The sequence below is a fragment of the Mycobacterium gallinarum genome (genome assembly GCF_010726765.1).
In the GTDB taxonomy this organism is placed as follows: domain Bacteria; phylum Actinomycetota; class Actinomycetes; order Mycobacteriales; family Mycobacteriaceae; genus Mycobacterium; species Mycobacterium gallinarum.
In genome coordinates this window covers 6,020,764-6,035,912 of record NZ_AP022601.1, presented here as the reverse complement: position 1 = coordinate 6,035,912, position 15,149 = coordinate 6,020,764, and the positions used below count along the sequence as shown (strand labels likewise).

Genomic DNA, 15,149 nt, shown 5'->3' with positions numbered 1-15,149 from the left:
CAGTGGATTTCGCCCTCCCGGAGCATCTTCCGGGCCTGCTCGCCGAGATGGATGCGTTCATCGAAACCGAGATCAAGCCGCTGGAACGCGAGAACATGCAGTATTTCGACCATCGCCGGGAGTACGCTCGCACCGACTGGGAGAACGGCGGCATCCCGCGCCGGGAATGGGAGGACCTGCTCGGCGAGATGCGCAGGCGTGCCGATGCGGCCGGTTGGCTGCGTTACGGCCTGCCGTCGCAGTTCGGCGGCCGCGACGGCTCCAACATCGACATGGCTGTCATCCGGGAACACCTGGCGCACAAGGGACTCGGTCTGCACAACGATCTGCAGGACGAATCGTCTATCGTCGGGAACTTCCCGCAGGTCATCATGATGGACCGGTTCGGCACCGACGCGCAGAAGGACGAGTGGATCAACGCCATGTTGACCGGAGAGCGGTCGATGGCGTTCGGGCTGACCGAGCCCAACCACGGGTCGGATGCCACTTGGCTGGAAACCACCGCGATACCGGAAGGTGACGAGTGGGTCATCAACGGCGCCAAGCGGTTCAACACCGGTGTGCACCGCGCCACCCACGACCTCGTCTTCGCCCGTACGTCCGGTGAGCCGGGCCAGGCTCGCGGCATCACCGCGTTCCTGGTCCCGACCGATACGCCGGGCTTCACGGTGCCGTACTACTGGTGGACCTTCAACATGCCGACCGACCACGGCGAGGTCGAGCTCAAGGACGTTCGAGTGCCTATCGATGCGGTGCTCGGTGAAGTGGACCGTGGCTTGGAGGTCGGCCAGACGTTCCTGCACGAGAACAGGATTCGGCAGGCCGCCAGCAGCCTTGGCGCCGCGCAGCACTGTATCGACCGCGCGGTCGCCTACGCGGGCGAGCGCATTGTGTTCGGCAAGCCGCTGTCGGTGAACCAGGCTGTGCAGTGGCCGCTCGTCGAATTGCACACCGAGGCCCAGATGGTGCGGCTATTGGTGAGGTACGCGGCCTCCGAGTTGGACCGCAACCACCACATGGAGGTCTCCGACAAGGTGTCGATGGCCAACTATCGCGCCAACCGGCTCGTGTGCGATGCGGCCGATCGGGCGATGCAGGTGTTGGGCGGCATCGGCTACAGCCGTCACGAGCCGATGGAGCACATCTACCGTCATCACCGCCGGTACCGAATCACCGAGGGCGCCGAGGAGATCCAGATGCGACGGGTGGCGCAGCGGCTCTTCGGATTCGGGCGCAAGTGAAGGATCAGCTCGAGGCCGTGCTCCGCACGGAACTGGGCGACGGCGTGGTCGTCGAGAACCTGCGCGCCCTCACGGGCGGGGCGAGCAGGACGACGTGGGCATTCGACGCGGTCACCGATGAGCGGCGGCCGTTGATCCTGCGCACCGGGCCGCCCGACGACGTGCACGCAAGCATGGAGCTGGAGGCCGCTGTGCAGAAGCGTGCAGCCAAAGCCGGCGCCCCTGTCCCCCAGATCGTGACCGCCGATAATTCCCCTGCCGCACTGGGCAACCCGTATCTGATCTGCAACGCGATCGCCGGCGAGACGATCGTCAGGCGGATCTATCGCACCCTCGACGACGCGGGCCGGGACCGGCTGTTGCATCAGTGCGCCCAGGCGCTGGCGGCCGTCCACCGGGCAGACACCGATGTGCCCGGACTCGACGGGTTCGACGACCTTGCCGAGTGGCGGGACCGGCTCGACGAAATGAAGGACACCACAGCAACGTTCGAGTGGGCGTTCCGCTGGCTGGCCGCGAATCGTCCTGCGCCCACCCGGCAGGTGCTCGTGCACGGCGACTTCCGAATGGGCAATCTGATCGTCGACGAGAACGGGTTGGCGGCGGTGCTGGACTGGGAGCTGGTTCATACCGGCGAGGTGTACGAGGACCTGGCGTGGTTCTGCATCCGCGCCTGGCGCTTCGGTGCGCCCGAAGACATGGGCGCGGGTGGTCTCGGCAGCGTCGAGAGTTTCCTGTCGGCCTACGAAGCCGCCGCGGGAACCGAGCTGGATCGCGACGTGTTCCGCTGGTGGCTCACCGTCGCGACCCTGCGCTGGGGAGTCATCTGCCGATTCCAGGCCGAACGGCATCTATCGGGCCTGAACCGGTCGGTCGAATTGGCGGCGATCGGTCGCCGCGTCGCCGAAACCGAATGGGACGTGCTGGATCTGCTCACGGGAGGTGGTCCGAAATGAGCGGGCTGTACGGCCGACCGACCGCGGCCGAACTGGTCGGGGCGGTCGCTGATTTCCTTGACAACGATGTGCGCGGCGCCGTCGGGCCGCCGGTCAACTTCCACGCCCGCGTCGCCGCCAATGTATTGCGCATCGTGGAGCGCGAACTGCTAGACGGGTCCGCCGATGACGTCGCCGCTGCACTCAACGGGCTGGGCTACGCGGACGAAACCGAGCTCGCGATGGCGATCCGCGCCGGCGACCTCGACGACCGGTGCGACGAACTGCTGGCCGGTCTGCGCACGATCGTGCGACGACGCCTCGACGTCAACCACCCCGGCTATGCCGAGTGAATCGGGCGCGCAAACCGACCGCCACGGGCGATACGCGCGCCGGATTCACGAGTCAGAGGCGGCGGATGCGGGCCAGCCAGGCCGGTTCGTCGACCACGGTCCCGACCGGCCGACCGATCGCCTCGACATGCGGTTCCTGGACCACGCCGCGATAGGTGGTCTCGTCCAGCGCCTCCAGCGTCCAGCCGTCTCGGAACGCCTCGCGAACCACCGCCTCACTGACCTCGGGGCCGAATCCGCGGCCCTTGTCGGACAGCGCCAGCACGTGCACCACCGCGCCCGGCCTGCACACGGCGTGCAGACCGGCGACGTATCGGACGCGGTCCGTGTCGTCGAATATGTGGAACAGCGCGCTGTCGACAATCGTGTCGTAGCGCGGCTCGTCGCCGAGGTTCATCGCGTCGGCGACCTCGAAGTGGGCGTCGACGCCTTTGGCGGCCGCGTTCTCGCGGGCCTGCTCGATCGCCGTCGGGGCGGCGTCGACGCCGAGCACGTCGTACCCGAGGCGGGTGAGCAGGATCGTGTGCTCGCCGGTCCCGCAGCCGGCGTCGAGTACGGCACCGCGGATGAGACCGGCCCGTTCGACGCCGACGATCGCCGGCTGAGGTTCGCCGATCACCCACGGCGCGGTTCGGGTCTTGTAGGCATCGTCGAATCGGGAGAAGGTTGGGGTGGAATCCATGAAGTCCAGGGTTCTACCTCAACCTTGCTTTAGGTCAAGAGAGGTCAGGTGAATGTCCGTTACGGAATCGAGCGTGCTCGTCGACGTTGCCGATCGGCTCTTCGAGGCGATCGCCAACAGCGACATCGTCACGGTGAAGCAGCTGTTCAGCGATGAGGTACTGGTCTGGCATTCGGGCGACACCCGAGACAGCGCGAAAGATCGGGCGGCGCGGATCATCGACTGGTTCATCAATGCGACGACCTCCCGCCGCTACGAGGTACTCGATCGCCAGTTCTTCGACGGCGGTTTCGTACAGCAGCACATCCTGCATGCCGACAGCCGCAACGGGACATCGATCCATATGCGTGTCTGCATCGTCATCAAAGTGGGTACCGCCGGACTGATCACCCGCATCGACGAGTACTTCGACCCGGCGGAAATGGCCCCACTGCTCGATACGTCCAACTGATAGGAGACGACATGGCAAGCCTCAGCGAATTTTTCAGCGACCCGGCGTCGGCCGGAACCTGGACCGCCGTCGCAGATCAATCGACCGTCACGGCGACGAGCAAGTCACTCTGGGGTGTGATGCCGGTAAAGGTACGGTTCACCGAGTTCGACGCCGAGGGCCAAGTCACTGCCCCGCAAACGGTTTCCGGCCGCGTCGACGTCAAGGCGGCATCGCTACGCAGCGGCATCGGCAAACGCGACGAGCATCTGCGCTCCGCCGACTTCTTTGAAGCCGACAAGTTTCCAGACATCAGCGTGGTCGTCAGCTCGGCGGATTCGGTGACCGCCGACACCGTCGGACTGCGCGCGCAGCTCACCATCAAGGGCACGACGAAGCCGGTCGAGTTGAAGGCGAAGGTGACGCCCGTCGGCGACGGCGGAATGCGGCTGACGACGAAGACGACCATCAACCGTCAGGACTTCGGAGTCGACGGCAACCTGATGGGGATGATCACCGACAACGTGACGATCTCCGGCGACCTCGTGTTCCGACGCGCAACCTAGCCGTACGATCGGGCGCATGGTCGAGCAATCACCACTTCGGGTCCTTGTCTACAGCGACAATCCCAGGACTCGAGAGCAGGTGCAGCTCGCGCTTGGAAAGCGCGTGCACCCGGACCTGCCGGAGCTGACGTACGTCGAGATCGCCACCGGTCCGATGGTCATCCGACAGATGGACGAGGGCGGTTTCGATCTGGTGATCCTCGATGGCGAGGCCACTCCGACGGGTGGTATGGGAATTGCCAAGCAGCTCAAGGATGAGATCGCCGACTGCCCGCCCGTCCTCGTGCTCACCGGACGCCCCGACGACGCTTGGCTGGCCAACTGGTCGCGCGCCGAGGCCGCTGTCCCCCATCCGATCGACCCGATCCGGCTGGGCGACGCGGTGGTTTCGCTGCTGCGCACACCCGTGCAGTAACCCAAAACACCAAACTCGCTGTCGCACTTGCCCATTCGCGGCACGACGACATAGCGGAAGTGTGATCTTAGCCATACTAACCCCAAGGTGTGGCGCTCATCCCCATGCCCGCTAGGGTGTGGGTAAGCTCACATCGACAGCCCACGAGGGAGCGTTTGCTCGGCATGGATTTGTACACCCCGATACTGGTACTCGGCGGAATCGCGGCGGTGTTCGCGGTCGGCTCGGTCGGCATTGCTCTGCTGGTCGGCCCGAGGCGCTACAACCAGTCCAAACTCGAAGCCTACGAGTGCGGCATCGAACCAGTCCCGGGACTGGCCAGTGCCCACTCGGCGGGCCAGCGATTCCCGATCAAGTACTACCTGACCGCGATGTTGTTCATCATCTTCGACATCGAGATCGTCTTCCTCTATCCCTGGGCGGTCGCTTTCGACAATCTCGGACTGTTCGCGCTGGTAGAGATGCTTCTCTTCATGGTGGTGGTGTTCGTCGCCTACGCGTACGTCTGGCGGAGAGGTGGCCTGGCATGGGACTAGAAGAGAAACTGCCCGGCGGAATCATGCTGTCGACGGTCGAGAAGGTCGCCGGCTACATCCGCAAGGGCTCGCTGTGGCCGGCGACGTTCGGGCTGGCCTGCTGTGCGATCGAGATGATGGCGACCGCGGGCCCGCGGTTCGACATCTCGCGCTTCGGCATGGAGCGCTTCTCGGCGACGCCTCGGCAGGCCGATCTGATGATCGTCGCAGGTCGGGTGAGTCAGAAGATGGCTCCGGTGCTGCGCCAGATCTACGACCAGATGGCCGAGCCCAAGTGGGTGCTGGCGATGGGCGTGTGTGCGTCCTCGGGCGGGATGTTCAATAACTACGCGATTGTGCAGGGCGTCGACCACGTTGTGCCGGTCGACATCTATCTGCCCGGCTGCCCGCCGCGCCCGGAGATGCTGCTGCACGCAATCCTCAAGCTGCACGACAAGATTCAGGAGATGCCACTCGGCGTTCACCGCGAGGAGGCGATTCGCGAAGCCGAGAAGGCAGCCCTGTCGGTCACGCCGACCATCGAGCTCAAGGGTTTGCTGAGGTGACGGAACACAGCAATGGCACCGGTCACGGCCCGCAGGCTGACATCGATCCGCCCGAAGTCATCGGTGTGCGCCGCGGCATGTTCGGCGCCCAGGGCTCCGGTGACACGTCCGGTTATGGCCGCCTCGTCCGCTCCGTCGCGCTGCCGGGCAGTTCGCCACGCCCCTACGGCGGCTTCTTCGACGAGGTGGTCGACACACTGGCCGCGGCACTGGGCGAGGACGGCTACGCGGAGTCGATCGAGCGGGTGGTGGTCTATCGCGATGAGCTGACGCTGGAGGTTCGGCGTGAGCAGCTGCCCGCGGTGGCCCAGGCGCTGCGCGATGATCCCGGCCTGAAGTTCGAACTGTGCCTTGGGGTCAGCGGCGTGCACTACCCGGACGACGAAGGGCGTGAGCTGCACGCGGTGTATCCGCTGATGTCGATCACGCACAACCGTCGCATCCGCGTGGAAGTCGCCGCTGCCGACGCCGACCCCCACATCCCGTCGCTATACGCGGTGTATCCGACCGTCGACTGGCACGAACGCGAAACCTACGACTTCTTCGGCATCATCTTCGACGGCCATCCCGCGCTGACGCGCATCGAGATGCCCGACGACTGGGTAGGCCACCCGCAGCGCAAGGACTACCCGCTAGGCGGTATCCCCGTCGAGTACCACGGCGCTGAGATTCCGCCGCCCGATCAGCGGAGGTCCTACAACTGATGAATTCACCGGACAATCCGGCCAATCCTTCTGATTCGGGCGGAACCGAAACCGTGGTCGTCGTCGGCGGCCAAGACTGGGATCAGGTCGTGGAGGCCGCGAAACAAAACGCGGCCTCCCACGCCGGGGAACGCATCGTGGTCAACATGGGCCCCCAACATCCCTCCACGCACGGGGTGCTGCGCCTGATCCTGGAGATCGAGGGCGAAACGATCGTCGAGATCCGTTGCGGCATCGGCTATCTCCACACCGGCATCGAGAAGAACCTCGAGTTCCGCACCTGGACTCAAGGTGTCACCTTCGTCACCCGAATGGATTACCTGTCACCGCTTTTCAACGAGACGGTGTACTGCCTGGGTGTCGAGAAGCTCCTCGGCGTCACCGACGACATCCCCGAACGCGCCAGCGTTATCCGCGTGATGATGATGGAACTGAACAGGATCTCCAGCCACCTGGTCGCCCTGGCCACCGGCGGCATGGAACTGGGCTCCATGGGCGCGATGTTCTACGGATTCCGCGAACGCGAGCAGATCCTGTCGCTGTTCGAAACCATCACCGGGCTACGGATGAACAACGCCTACATCCGCCCCGGCGGGGTGGCCATGGATCTGCCCGACGAAGCCATCGGCCAACTACGCGACATGCTCACGTTGATGCCCAAGCGGCTCAAGGACCTCGAGGACCTACTCAGCGAGAACTACATCTGGAAGGCGCGCACCCAGGGCATCGGCTATCTGGGTCTGGAAGGGTGCATGGCGCTGGGCATCACCGGTCCCTGCCTGCGCTCCACCGGACTGCCCCACGACCTGCGCAAGTCGCAGCCCTACTGCGGGTATGAGACCTACGACTTCGACGTCATCACCGACGACGCCTGCGACTCCTATGGCCGCTACCTGATCAGGGTCAAAGAAATGCACGAGTCGCTCAAGATCATCACCCAATGCGTCGACCGACTCGACGTGCCCAATCCCGGACCGGTGATGATCCAGGACAAAAAGCTGGCCTGGCCCGCCGACCTCAAACTCGGCCCCGACGGGCTCGGCAACTCCGAAGAACACATCGCCAAGATCATGGGCCACTCCATGGAGGGCTTGATCCACCACTTCAAGCTTGTCACCGAAGGCATCCGCGTCCCCGCCGGGCAGGTCTATGTAGCGGTCGAATCCCCGCGCGGCGAACTCGGAGTACACATGGTCTCCGACGGCGGCACCCGGCCCTACCGCGTGCACTACCGCGACCCCTCCTTCAACAACCTGCAAGCCGTCGCCGCCATGTGCGAAGGCGGCATGGTCGCCGACGCCATCACCGCGGTGGCGTCGATCGACCCGGTAATGGGAGGCGTGGACAGGTGACTGTGTTCCTCGAGCTCGGTCAGCGCCCCGATGAGCCGGGCCCGCCGATTCACGGCGCCAAGATATATCCAGCCGAGGTGGCGGCACGCCTGGCGGCAGACGCCGAGACGGTCATCGCCCGCTATCCGCAGAGCCGTTCGGCGTTGTTGCCACTGCTGCACCTCGTCCAGTCCGAAGACGGATGCCTGACACCCGCGGGTATCGCGTTCTGCGCCAAGCAGTTGGGGCTGACCGACGCCGAAGTCACCGCGGTGGCCACCTTCTACTCCATGTACCGCCGCACGCCGACCGGTGAATACCTGGTCGGCGTGTGCACAAACACGCTGTGCGCGATCATGGGCGGCGACGCGATTCTCGAAGCGCTCGAAGACCACCTGGGTGTACACGCCGGCGAAACCACCGAAGACGGCAAGGTCACCCTCGAGCACGTCGAGTGCAACGCCGCATGCGACTACGCACCGGTCGTGATGGTCAACTGGGAGTTCTTCGACAACCAGACACCGTCATCCGCCCGCGACCTCGTCGACGGCTTACGCGACGGCACGCCGCCCATGCCGACCCGTGGCGCGCCGCTGTGCAAGTTCAAAGAGACGGCGAGAGTCCTTGCAGGCCTGCCTGATCCGCAGGCAGCCGCCGCGCAGACCCCGACCGGGGACGCGACGCTGGCCGGGCTGCGGATCGCCAAGGAACGTGGCATGGAGGCGCCCGCCGCCGACGCGGTGACGGATTCTCACAGCGGGCCTGACGACGAGAAGGTCGCGACCGAGGCGACAAAGGATCAAGCGGCCCCCGCACCGTCCGCCGACGTACCGGCCAAGCCGAACGAACCCGAAACCGACCCGGACGCAACGGAATCGAAGACATGACACCACTGACTCCCGTTTTGAGCCGGTTCTGGGACGAACCAGAACCCTGGTCGATGGAAACCTACCGCCGGCATGACGGCTACCAGGCACTCGACAAAGCGCTCAAAATGGACCCCGACGACCTCATCGCCACCGTGAAGGATTCGGGCCTGCGGGGGCGCGGCGGCGCAGGCTTCCCGACAGGCACCAAATGGTCGTTCATCCCGCAGGACGACTCCGGCGCCGGCGCCAAGCCGCACTACCTCGTCGTCAACGCAGACGAGTCCGAACCCGGCACGTGCAAAGACATTCCGCTGATGCTGACCACCCCGCACTTCCTGGTGGAGGGCGTCATCATCGCGGCGTACGCGATTCGCGCGCATCACGCGTTCATCTACGTCCGCGGCGAGGTGGTGCCGGTACTTCGGCGACTGCAGGCGGCTGTCGCCGAGGCGTACGAGGCCGGCTATCTGGGAACGAACATCCTCGACTCGGGCTTCGATCTGGAACTGATTGTGCACGCCGGGGCGGGCGCTTACATCTGCGGTGAGGAGACAGCGCTGCTGGACTCCCTGGAGGGCCGTCGCGGGCAGCCGCGCCTGCGCCCACCGTTCCCCGCCGTCGCCGGTCTGTACGCCTCTCCGACGGTGGTCAACAACGTCGAATCCATCGCCAGCGTGCCGCCGGTGCTGCTCAACGGAGTGGACTGGTTCCGGTCGATGGGAACCGAGAAATCCCCGGGCTTCACGCTGTACTCGCTGTCCGGTCACGTCACCACCCCCGGCCAGTACGAGGCGCCGCTGGGCATCACGATGCGCGAACTGCTCGACTACGCAGGCGGTATCCGGGCCGGCCACAGTCTCAAGTTCTGGACACCAGGCGGTTCGTCCACACCACTGCTGACCGACGAACACCTCGACGTGCCTCTGGATTACGAAGGCATGGCGGGGGTCGGAACGATGCTGGGCACCAAGGCGTTGCAGGTCTTCGACGAGACCACCTGCGTCGTCCGCGCGGTGCGCCGCTGGACCCAGTTCTACGCTCACGAATCGTGCGGCAAATGCACACCGTGCCGGGAGGGCACTTACTGGCTGGCGCAGATCTATGCACGGCTGGAGACCGGCACGGGTACCGAAGCCGATATCGAGAAACTGTTGGACATCGCCGACAACATCAACGGGAAGTCGTTCTGCGCGTTGGGTGACGGCGCGGCCGCGCCCATCCTGTCGTCGATCAAGTTCTTCCGCGACGAGTACTACCAGCATCTGTCCGGCGGCTGCCCGTTCGATCCGCACGCCTCGGCTCTGATGGCAACGGAAGGGGTGGGGGTCTAGATGACCGTGACCGAACCGGCCCACGACGCCCCGCCCGTCGAAATGGTGAACCTCACCATCGACGGTGTGGAGGTCAGTGTCCCCAAGGGCACCTTGGTGATTCGCGCCGCCGAGCTGATCGGCATTCAGATCCCGAGGTTCTGCGACCACCCACTGCTCGACCCCGTCGGCGCGTGCAGGCAGTGTCTGGTCGAGGTCGAAGGCCAGCGCAAGCCCATGGCCTCGTGCACGATCACGTGCACACCCGACATGGTGGTGAAGACCCAGCTGACGTCGGAGTCCGCCGACAAGGCACAGCAGGGTGTCATGGAACTCCTGCTGATCAACCACCCACTCGACTGCCCCGTGTGCGACAAGGGCGGTGAATGCCCGCTGCAAAACCAGGCGATGTCCAACGGCCGCCCCGAAACCCGCTTCGAGGACGTCAAGCGCACCTTCCCGAAACCGATCAACATCTCGTCGGAGGTGCTGCTCGACCGGGAGCGCTGCGTGCTGTGCGCGCGCTGCACCCGGTTCTCCGAGCAGATCGCCGGCGACCCGTTCATCGATCTGCTCGAACGCGGTGCCCTGCAACAGGTCGGCATCGCACCCGGCGAGCCGTTCCAGTCGTACTTCTCCGGCAACACCGTGCAGATCTGCCCGGTCGGTGCCCTCACCAGCGCGGCCTACCGCTTCCGCGCCCGGCCGTTCGACCTGGTCTCCAGCCCCAGCGTGTGTGAACACTGCGCGTGCGGGTGTGCCGAACGTACCGATCACCGCCGCGGAAAGGTCATGCGCCGGTTGGCCGGTGACGACCCGGAGGTCAACGAGGAATGGAACTGCGACAAGGGACGGTGGGCGTTCACCTACCCGACCCTGGGCGATCGCATCACCACCCCCCTGGTTCGCGAGGACGGTGAACTTCGACCGGCGTCGTGGTCGGAGGCCATCAGCGTGGCATGCGCGGGGCTGGCCGCGGCACGCGGCAACGCCGGAGTGCTGGTCGGTGGGCGACTGACCGTCGAGGACGCCTACGCGTACTCGAAGTTCGCCCGAATGGTGCTGAATACCAACGACATCGACTTCCGGGCCCGCGCTCACAGCGCGGAAGAAGAGGAGTTCCTCGCCGCGCACATCGCAGGCCAGCCGCTGACAGTGACCTACGCCGACCTCGAGAACGCACCCGCGGTGCTGCTGGCCGGGTTGGAGCCCGAAGAAGAAGCACCGATTGTGTTCCTGCGGTTGCGTAAGGCCGTCCGCAAGCACGGGTTGCAGGTGAAGTCGATCGCGCCATTCGCCACCCGGTCGCTGGGCAAGCTGCGCGGCGAACTGATCGCCACGATGCCCGGCGGTGAAGGCGCGGCACTCGACGCGCTTGCCGATGACGCTCAGCTGAAACTGCCCGGTGCCGTCATCGTGGTCGGTGAGCGCCTCGCCACCTCGCCCGGAGCGCTTTCAGCCGCAGGCAGATTGGCCGCAGCGACCGGTGCTCGACTGGCATGGATACCGCGCCGAGCCGGTGAGCGCGGCGCGCTGGAGGCGGGTGCGCTGCCCGGCCTGTTGCCCGGTGGCCGACCGGTCAGCGATACCGCGGCCCGCGAGCAGACCGCCGCCGGCTGGCATGTCGGTGAGCTACCGAGCTCCCCAGGCCGCGACACCGCGGGCATTCTGGACGCCGCCCGCACGGGCGAGCTGGGCGCGCTGCTGGTCGGCGGCGTCGAGCTCGCCGACCTACCCGATCCGGACGCGGCGCTGGCAGCGATCGACGCAGCGCCGTTCGTGGTGAGCCTCGAGCTGCGCGAGAGTGACGTCACCGAACGCGCCGACGTGGTCTTCCCGATCGCGCCCGTCGTCGAGAAGGGCGGAGCGTTCATCAACTGGGAGGGCCGGATTCGCCCGTTCGAACCCGCGCTGCAAACCAACGCCACACCCGACCGGCGGGTCCTGCAATTCCTCGCCGACGAGCTCGGCGTCGACCTCAACATGCCGACGGCACTGGCCGCCGGTGAGGAGTTGGCGCAGCTCGGGCTGTGGGCGGGCGAGCGGACGGGCGCGCCGACGGTGTCGTCGTCGCAGCCCGAAAAGCCCGGCGAAGGCCAGGCGGTGCTCGCCGGTTGGCGGATGCTGCTGGACGACGGACGCCTGCAGGACGGTGAACTGCATCTCGCAGGCACCGCCCGCCAACCGGTCACTCGGCTGTCGTCGGCCACCGCGGCCGAAATCGGGGCTGCGGACGACGATCTGGTGACCGTGCGCACCGAACGCGGCGAAGTCACGCTGCCCCTGGCGATCACCGAGATGCCCGACGGCACCGTGTGGCTGCCGATGAACTCACCCCAGTCGGCGGTGTACCGCCAGCTCGGTGTGACCACGGGAACCGTCGTCTCGATCGAACGGGCCCACCTGTGACGCCGGATATGACCTACCCCGACCCGACGCTCTTCGGGCACGACCCGTGGTGGCTGATCGTCCTCAAGGCTGTGGCGATCTTCGCGTTCCTCATGTTGTCGCTGCTCGTGGCGATCCTGATGGAACGCAAGATCCTCGGCTACATGCAGATGCGGCCCGGCCCCAACCGTGTCGGCCCATGGGGCCTGCTGCAATCGCTGGTCGACGGCGTCAAGCTGGCCCTCAAAGAGGGACTGATTCCCGCCGGCGTCGACAAGTTCATCTATCTGGCAGCGCCGGTCATCTCGGTGGTCCCCGCGTTCATCGCATTCTCCGTGATTCCGATGGGCGGTGAGGTGTCGATCTTCGGCCATCGGACCGCCCTTCAACTGACCGATATGCCCGTCGCGGTGCTGTTCGTCCTGGCCGCCACGTCGATCGGGGTCTACGGAATCGTGTTGGCGGGCTGGGCCTCCGGCTCCACCTACCCACTGTTGGGTGGGTTGCGCTCCAGCGCTCAGGTGATCTCCTACGAGATCGCGATGGCCCTGTCCTTCGCGGCGGTCTTCATCTACGCGGGCACGATGTCGACGTCGGGCATCGTCGCCTCGCAGGCGGGCCTCTGGTTCATCTTTCCGCTGCTGCCATCGTTCATCATCTACCTCGTCTCGATGGTCGGCGAAACCAACCGGGCCCCTTTCGATCTGCCCGAGGCAGAGGGCGAACTCGTCGGCGGATTCCACACCGAGTACTCGTCGATCAAGTTCGCGATGTTCATGCTCGCCGAGTACGTCAACATGTTCACGGTGTCGGCGCTGGCGACCACGCTGTTCTTTGGCGGATGGCACGCCCCGTGGCCGATCAACATGTGGGACGGCGCCAACACCGGCTGGTGGCCACTGCTGTGGTTCGTGGCGAAGGTGTGGGGCTTCATGTTCATCTTCTTCTGGCTGCGAGGAACGCTGCCCCGCATGCGATACGACCAGTTCATGGCGCTGGGCTGGAAGGTCCTCATTCCGGTCTCGCTGGTCTGGATCGTGATCGTGTCGTCCGTCCGGACCTTGCGCAACGAGGGCGTCGATCAACTGACCACCTACCTGATCACTATCGCCGTCGTGGTCGGATTGCTGGTGCTGTTCGCGTTGTGGAGAACGGTGCGCGCCAGAAACATTCGGAAGATCCCTGAGCCGACAGCGGAGCCGGGCACGTTCCCGGTACCACCGCTGCCCGACAAGGAGATGGCTTCAAAGGAGAAGACGCATGCCTAAGTTCCTCGACGCGATCGCGGGTTTCGGGGTCACCTTTTCCACGATGTTCAAGAAGCGAATCACCGAGGAGTACCCGGAGAAGCCGGGCCCGGTCGCCAAGCGCTACCACGGGCGGCACCAACTCAACCGTTACCCCGACGGGCTGGAGAAATGCATCGGCTGCGAGTTGTGCGCGTGGGCCTGCCCCGCCGACGCCATCTTCGTCGAGGGCGCGGACAACAAAGAGGACGAACGGTTCTCCCCCGGTGAGCGTTACGGCCGCGTGTACCAGATCAACTACCTGCGCTGCATCGGCTGCGGGCTGTGCATCGAGGCATGCCCGACCCGGGCACTGACGATGACCAACGAATACGAAATGGCCGACGACAACCGCGCCGATTTGATCTGGGGCAAGGACAAACTCCTCGCCCCATTGAAGTCCGGCATGCTTCCCCCGCCCCATCCGATGCAACCGGGAAGCACCGACGAGGACTACTACCGCGGCAACATCAAGCCCGTCACCGAGGATGTGACGTGACACTGGAGTTTCTCGCATCAGCGGCCGCCGACGTCGCCGGCCACACCTCCACCACCGAAGCAGTCCTGTTCTGGGTGCTGGGCACCGTCGCGGTCGCCGGCGCGGTCGGTGTGGTCGCCGCACCGAAAGCGGTGTACTCGGCGATGTTCCTGGCCACCACGATGATCGTGCTCGCGGTCTTCTACATCGCGCAGGACGCGCTGTTCCTCGGCGTCGTGCAGATCGTGGTCTACACCGGCGCCGTGATGATGCTCTTCCTGTTCGTGCTCATGCTCATCGGCGTCGACACCTCCGAGTCGCTGGTCGAAACGATTCGGGGACAACGCATTGCGGCGATCGTCGTCGGCCTGGGCTTCGGCATCATGCTCATCGCGGGCATCGGCAGCGTCTCGGTGGGCGGATTCGTCGGCCTGGCGGAGGCTAACGCCGGCGGCAACGTCCAGGGTCTGGCCGCCCTCATCTTCACCGAGTACCTGTGGGCTTTCGAGCTGACCGGTGCGCTGCTGATCACCGCCGCTCTTGGCGCGATGGTGCTGGCACACCGCGAACGCTTCGAACGACGCAAGACCCAGCGTGAACTGGCGCAGGAGCGTTTGCAGCCGGGCGGGCACCCGACGACGTTGCCCAACCCCGGTGTCTACGCACGTAACAACGCCGTCGACATGGCGGCCCGTCTTCCCGACGGTTCGGCGTCCGAGCTGTCGGTGAGCGCGCTCCTGCAGAAGCGAACCGTGACCAGCGACGGTGGTGACGACAAGTGAACCCGGACAACTACCTGTACCTGTCGGCGTTGTTGTTCACCATCGGCGCCTCCGGTGTGTTGTTGCGCCGCAACGCCATCGTCATGTTCATGTGTGTGGAGCTGATGCTCAACGCCTGCAACCTGGCGTTCGTGACGTTCTCACGCATGCACGGGCATCTCGACGGCCAAATGGTCGCCTTCTTCACCATGGTGGTCGCCGCCTGTGAGGTGGTGATCGGATTGGCCATCATCATGACGATCTTCCGAACCCGCCGTTCGGCCTCGGTCGACGACGCCAGTCTGCTGAAACACTAAGG

Annotated in this window: 17 protein-coding genes and 1 pseudogene; 17 read left to right on the top strand and 1 reads right to left on the bottom strand. The window is 65.5% G+C overall.

Features of this window, described 5'->3' with window-relative positions; all coding sequences use genetic code 11:
* Positions 1–2 precede the first annotated feature (2 nt).
* Genes G6N42_RS29585 through G6N42_RS31365 form a run of 3 tightly spaced genes read left to right on the top strand, consistent with a single transcriptional unit; the run spans position 3 to position 2,529 of the window.
* Positions 3–1,241: an acyl-CoA dehydrogenase family protein gene (locus tag G6N42_RS29585; RefSeq protein ID WP_163736577.1), complete on the top strand. Its 1,239-nt coding sequence runs from the start codon at positions 3–5 to the stop codon at positions 1,239–1,241.
* The gene (locus G6N42_RS29580) at positions 1,238–2,197 is read left to right on the top strand and encodes a phosphotransferase family protein (protein WP_163736573.1); all 960 of its coding nucleotides are present in this window, start codon (positions 1,238–1,240) and stop codon (positions 2,195–2,197) included. Before G6N42_RS29585 ends, G6N42_RS29580 begins: the two co-directional genes overlap by 4 nt.
* The gene (locus tag G6N42_RS31365) at positions 2,194–2,529 is read left to right on the top strand and encodes a DUF6285 domain-containing protein (protein ID WP_163736570.1); all 336 of its coding nucleotides are present in this window, start codon (positions 2,194–2,196) and stop codon (positions 2,527–2,529) included. The genes G6N42_RS29580 and G6N42_RS31365 overlap by 4 nt, the downstream gene beginning before the upstream one ends.
* Before the next feature lie 52 nt (positions 2,530–2,581).
* Here the strand turns inward: G6N42_RS31365 and G6N42_RS29570 are convergent, their stop codons facing one another.
* Complete coding sequence (locus G6N42_RS29570; RefSeq protein WP_163736567.1) at positions 2,582–3,211, bottom strand: class I SAM-dependent methyltransferase; 630 nt, start codon at positions 3,209–3,211, stop codon at positions 2,582–2,584.
* A 52-nt stretch (positions 3,212–3,263) separates the two neighbouring features.
* On the opposite strand from G6N42_RS29570, the gene G6N42_RS29565 reads away from it, so the two are divergent.
* The 14 genes and pseudogenes from G6N42_RS29565 (at position 3,264) to nuoK (ending at position 15,147) form a co-directional block, all read left to right on the top strand.
* Positions 3,264–3,662: a nuclear transport factor 2 family protein gene (locus G6N42_RS29565; RefSeq protein ID WP_163736563.1), complete on the top strand. Its 399-nt coding sequence runs from the start codon at positions 3,264–3,266 to the stop codon at positions 3,660–3,662.
* A gap of 11 nt (positions 3,663–3,673) precedes the next feature.
* Complete coding sequence (locus G6N42_RS29560) at positions 3,674–4,207, top strand: YceI family protein (protein WP_163736561.1); 534 nt, start codon at positions 3,674–3,676, stop codon at positions 4,205–4,207.
* Positions 4,208–4,223: 16 nt separating this feature from the next.
* Positions 4,224–4,622 (top strand): Rv3143 family two-component system response regulator, encoded by a 399-nt coding sequence (locus G6N42_RS29555; RefSeq protein ID WP_083128525.1) that lies wholly within the window; start codon positions 4,224–4,226, stop codon positions 4,620–4,622.
* 164 nt (positions 4,623–4,786) lie between these two features.
* Entirely contained in the window at positions 4,787–5,158 is a 372-nt protein-coding gene (locus G6N42_RS29550) for an NADH-quinone oxidoreductase subunit A (protein WP_163736558.1), read from the top strand.
* Positions 5,149–5,703 (top strand): NuoB/complex I 20 kDa subunit family protein, encoded by a 555-nt coding sequence (locus G6N42_RS29545; protein WP_014208709.1) that lies wholly within the window; start codon positions 5,149–5,151, stop codon positions 5,701–5,703. Before G6N42_RS29550 ends, G6N42_RS29545 begins: the two co-directional genes overlap by 10 nt.
* On the top strand, positions 5,700–6,407 hold the full coding sequence (locus G6N42_RS29540; RefSeq protein WP_163736556.1) for an NADH-quinone oxidoreductase subunit C: 708 nt from the start codon (positions 5,700–5,702) through the stop codon (positions 6,405–6,407). The genes G6N42_RS29545 and G6N42_RS29540 overlap by 4 nt, the downstream gene beginning before the upstream one ends.
* The gene (nuoD, locus tag G6N42_RS29535; protein WP_163736554.1) at positions 6,407–7,759 is read left to right on the top strand and encodes an NADH dehydrogenase (quinone) subunit D; all 1,353 of its coding nucleotides are present in this window, start codon (positions 6,407–6,409) and stop codon (positions 7,757–7,759) included. Before G6N42_RS29540 ends, nuoD begins: the two co-directional genes overlap by 1 nt.
* A complete protein-coding gene (nuoE, locus tag G6N42_RS29530; protein WP_163736551.1) occupies positions 7,756–8,625 on the top strand; it encodes an NADH-quinone oxidoreductase subunit NuoE in 870 nt (289 codons plus the stop codon). The genes nuoD and nuoE overlap by 4 nt, the downstream gene beginning before the upstream one ends.
* Positions 8,622–9,938 carry an NADH-quinone oxidoreductase subunit NuoF gene (gene nuoF, locus G6N42_RS29525; RefSeq protein ID WP_163736546.1) on the top strand — a complete coding sequence of 439 codons (1,317 nt, stop codon included), beginning with the start codon at positions 8,622–8,624 and terminating at the stop codon, positions 9,936–9,938. Before nuoE ends, nuoF begins: the two co-directional genes overlap by 4 nt.
* Positions 9,939–12,326, top strand: a complete 2,388-nt coding sequence (locus tag G6N42_RS29520; protein WP_163736544.1) for an NADH-quinone oxidoreductase subunit G — start codon at positions 9,939–9,941, stop codon at positions 12,324–12,326.
* 8 nt (positions 12,327–12,334) lie between these two features.
* Positions 12,335–13,573, top strand: coding sequence for an NADH-quinone oxidoreductase subunit NuoH (gene nuoH / locus G6N42_RS29515; protein ID WP_163738554.1), 1,239 nt, complete (start codon positions 12,335–12,337; stop codon positions 13,571–13,573).
* Positions 13,554–14,090, top strand: a pseudogene (gene nuoI, locus G6N42_RS29510) (NADH-quinone oxidoreductase subunit NuoI); the annotation flags it as partial. The gene nuoH and the pseudogene nuoI, both read left to right, overlap by 20 nt.
* Entirely contained in the window at positions 14,087–14,851 is a 765-nt protein-coding gene (locus G6N42_RS29505; RefSeq protein WP_174262194.1) for an NADH-quinone oxidoreductase subunit J, read from the top strand. The pseudogene nuoI and the gene G6N42_RS29505, both read left to right, overlap by 4 nt.
* Positions 14,848–15,147 (top strand): NADH-quinone oxidoreductase subunit NuoK, encoded by a 300-nt coding sequence (nuoK, locus tag G6N42_RS29500; RefSeq protein ID WP_083128479.1) that lies wholly within the window; start codon positions 14,848–14,850, stop codon positions 15,145–15,147. The genes G6N42_RS29505 and nuoK overlap by 4 nt, the downstream gene beginning before the upstream one ends.
* Positions 15,148–15,149: the final 2 nt, after the last annotated feature.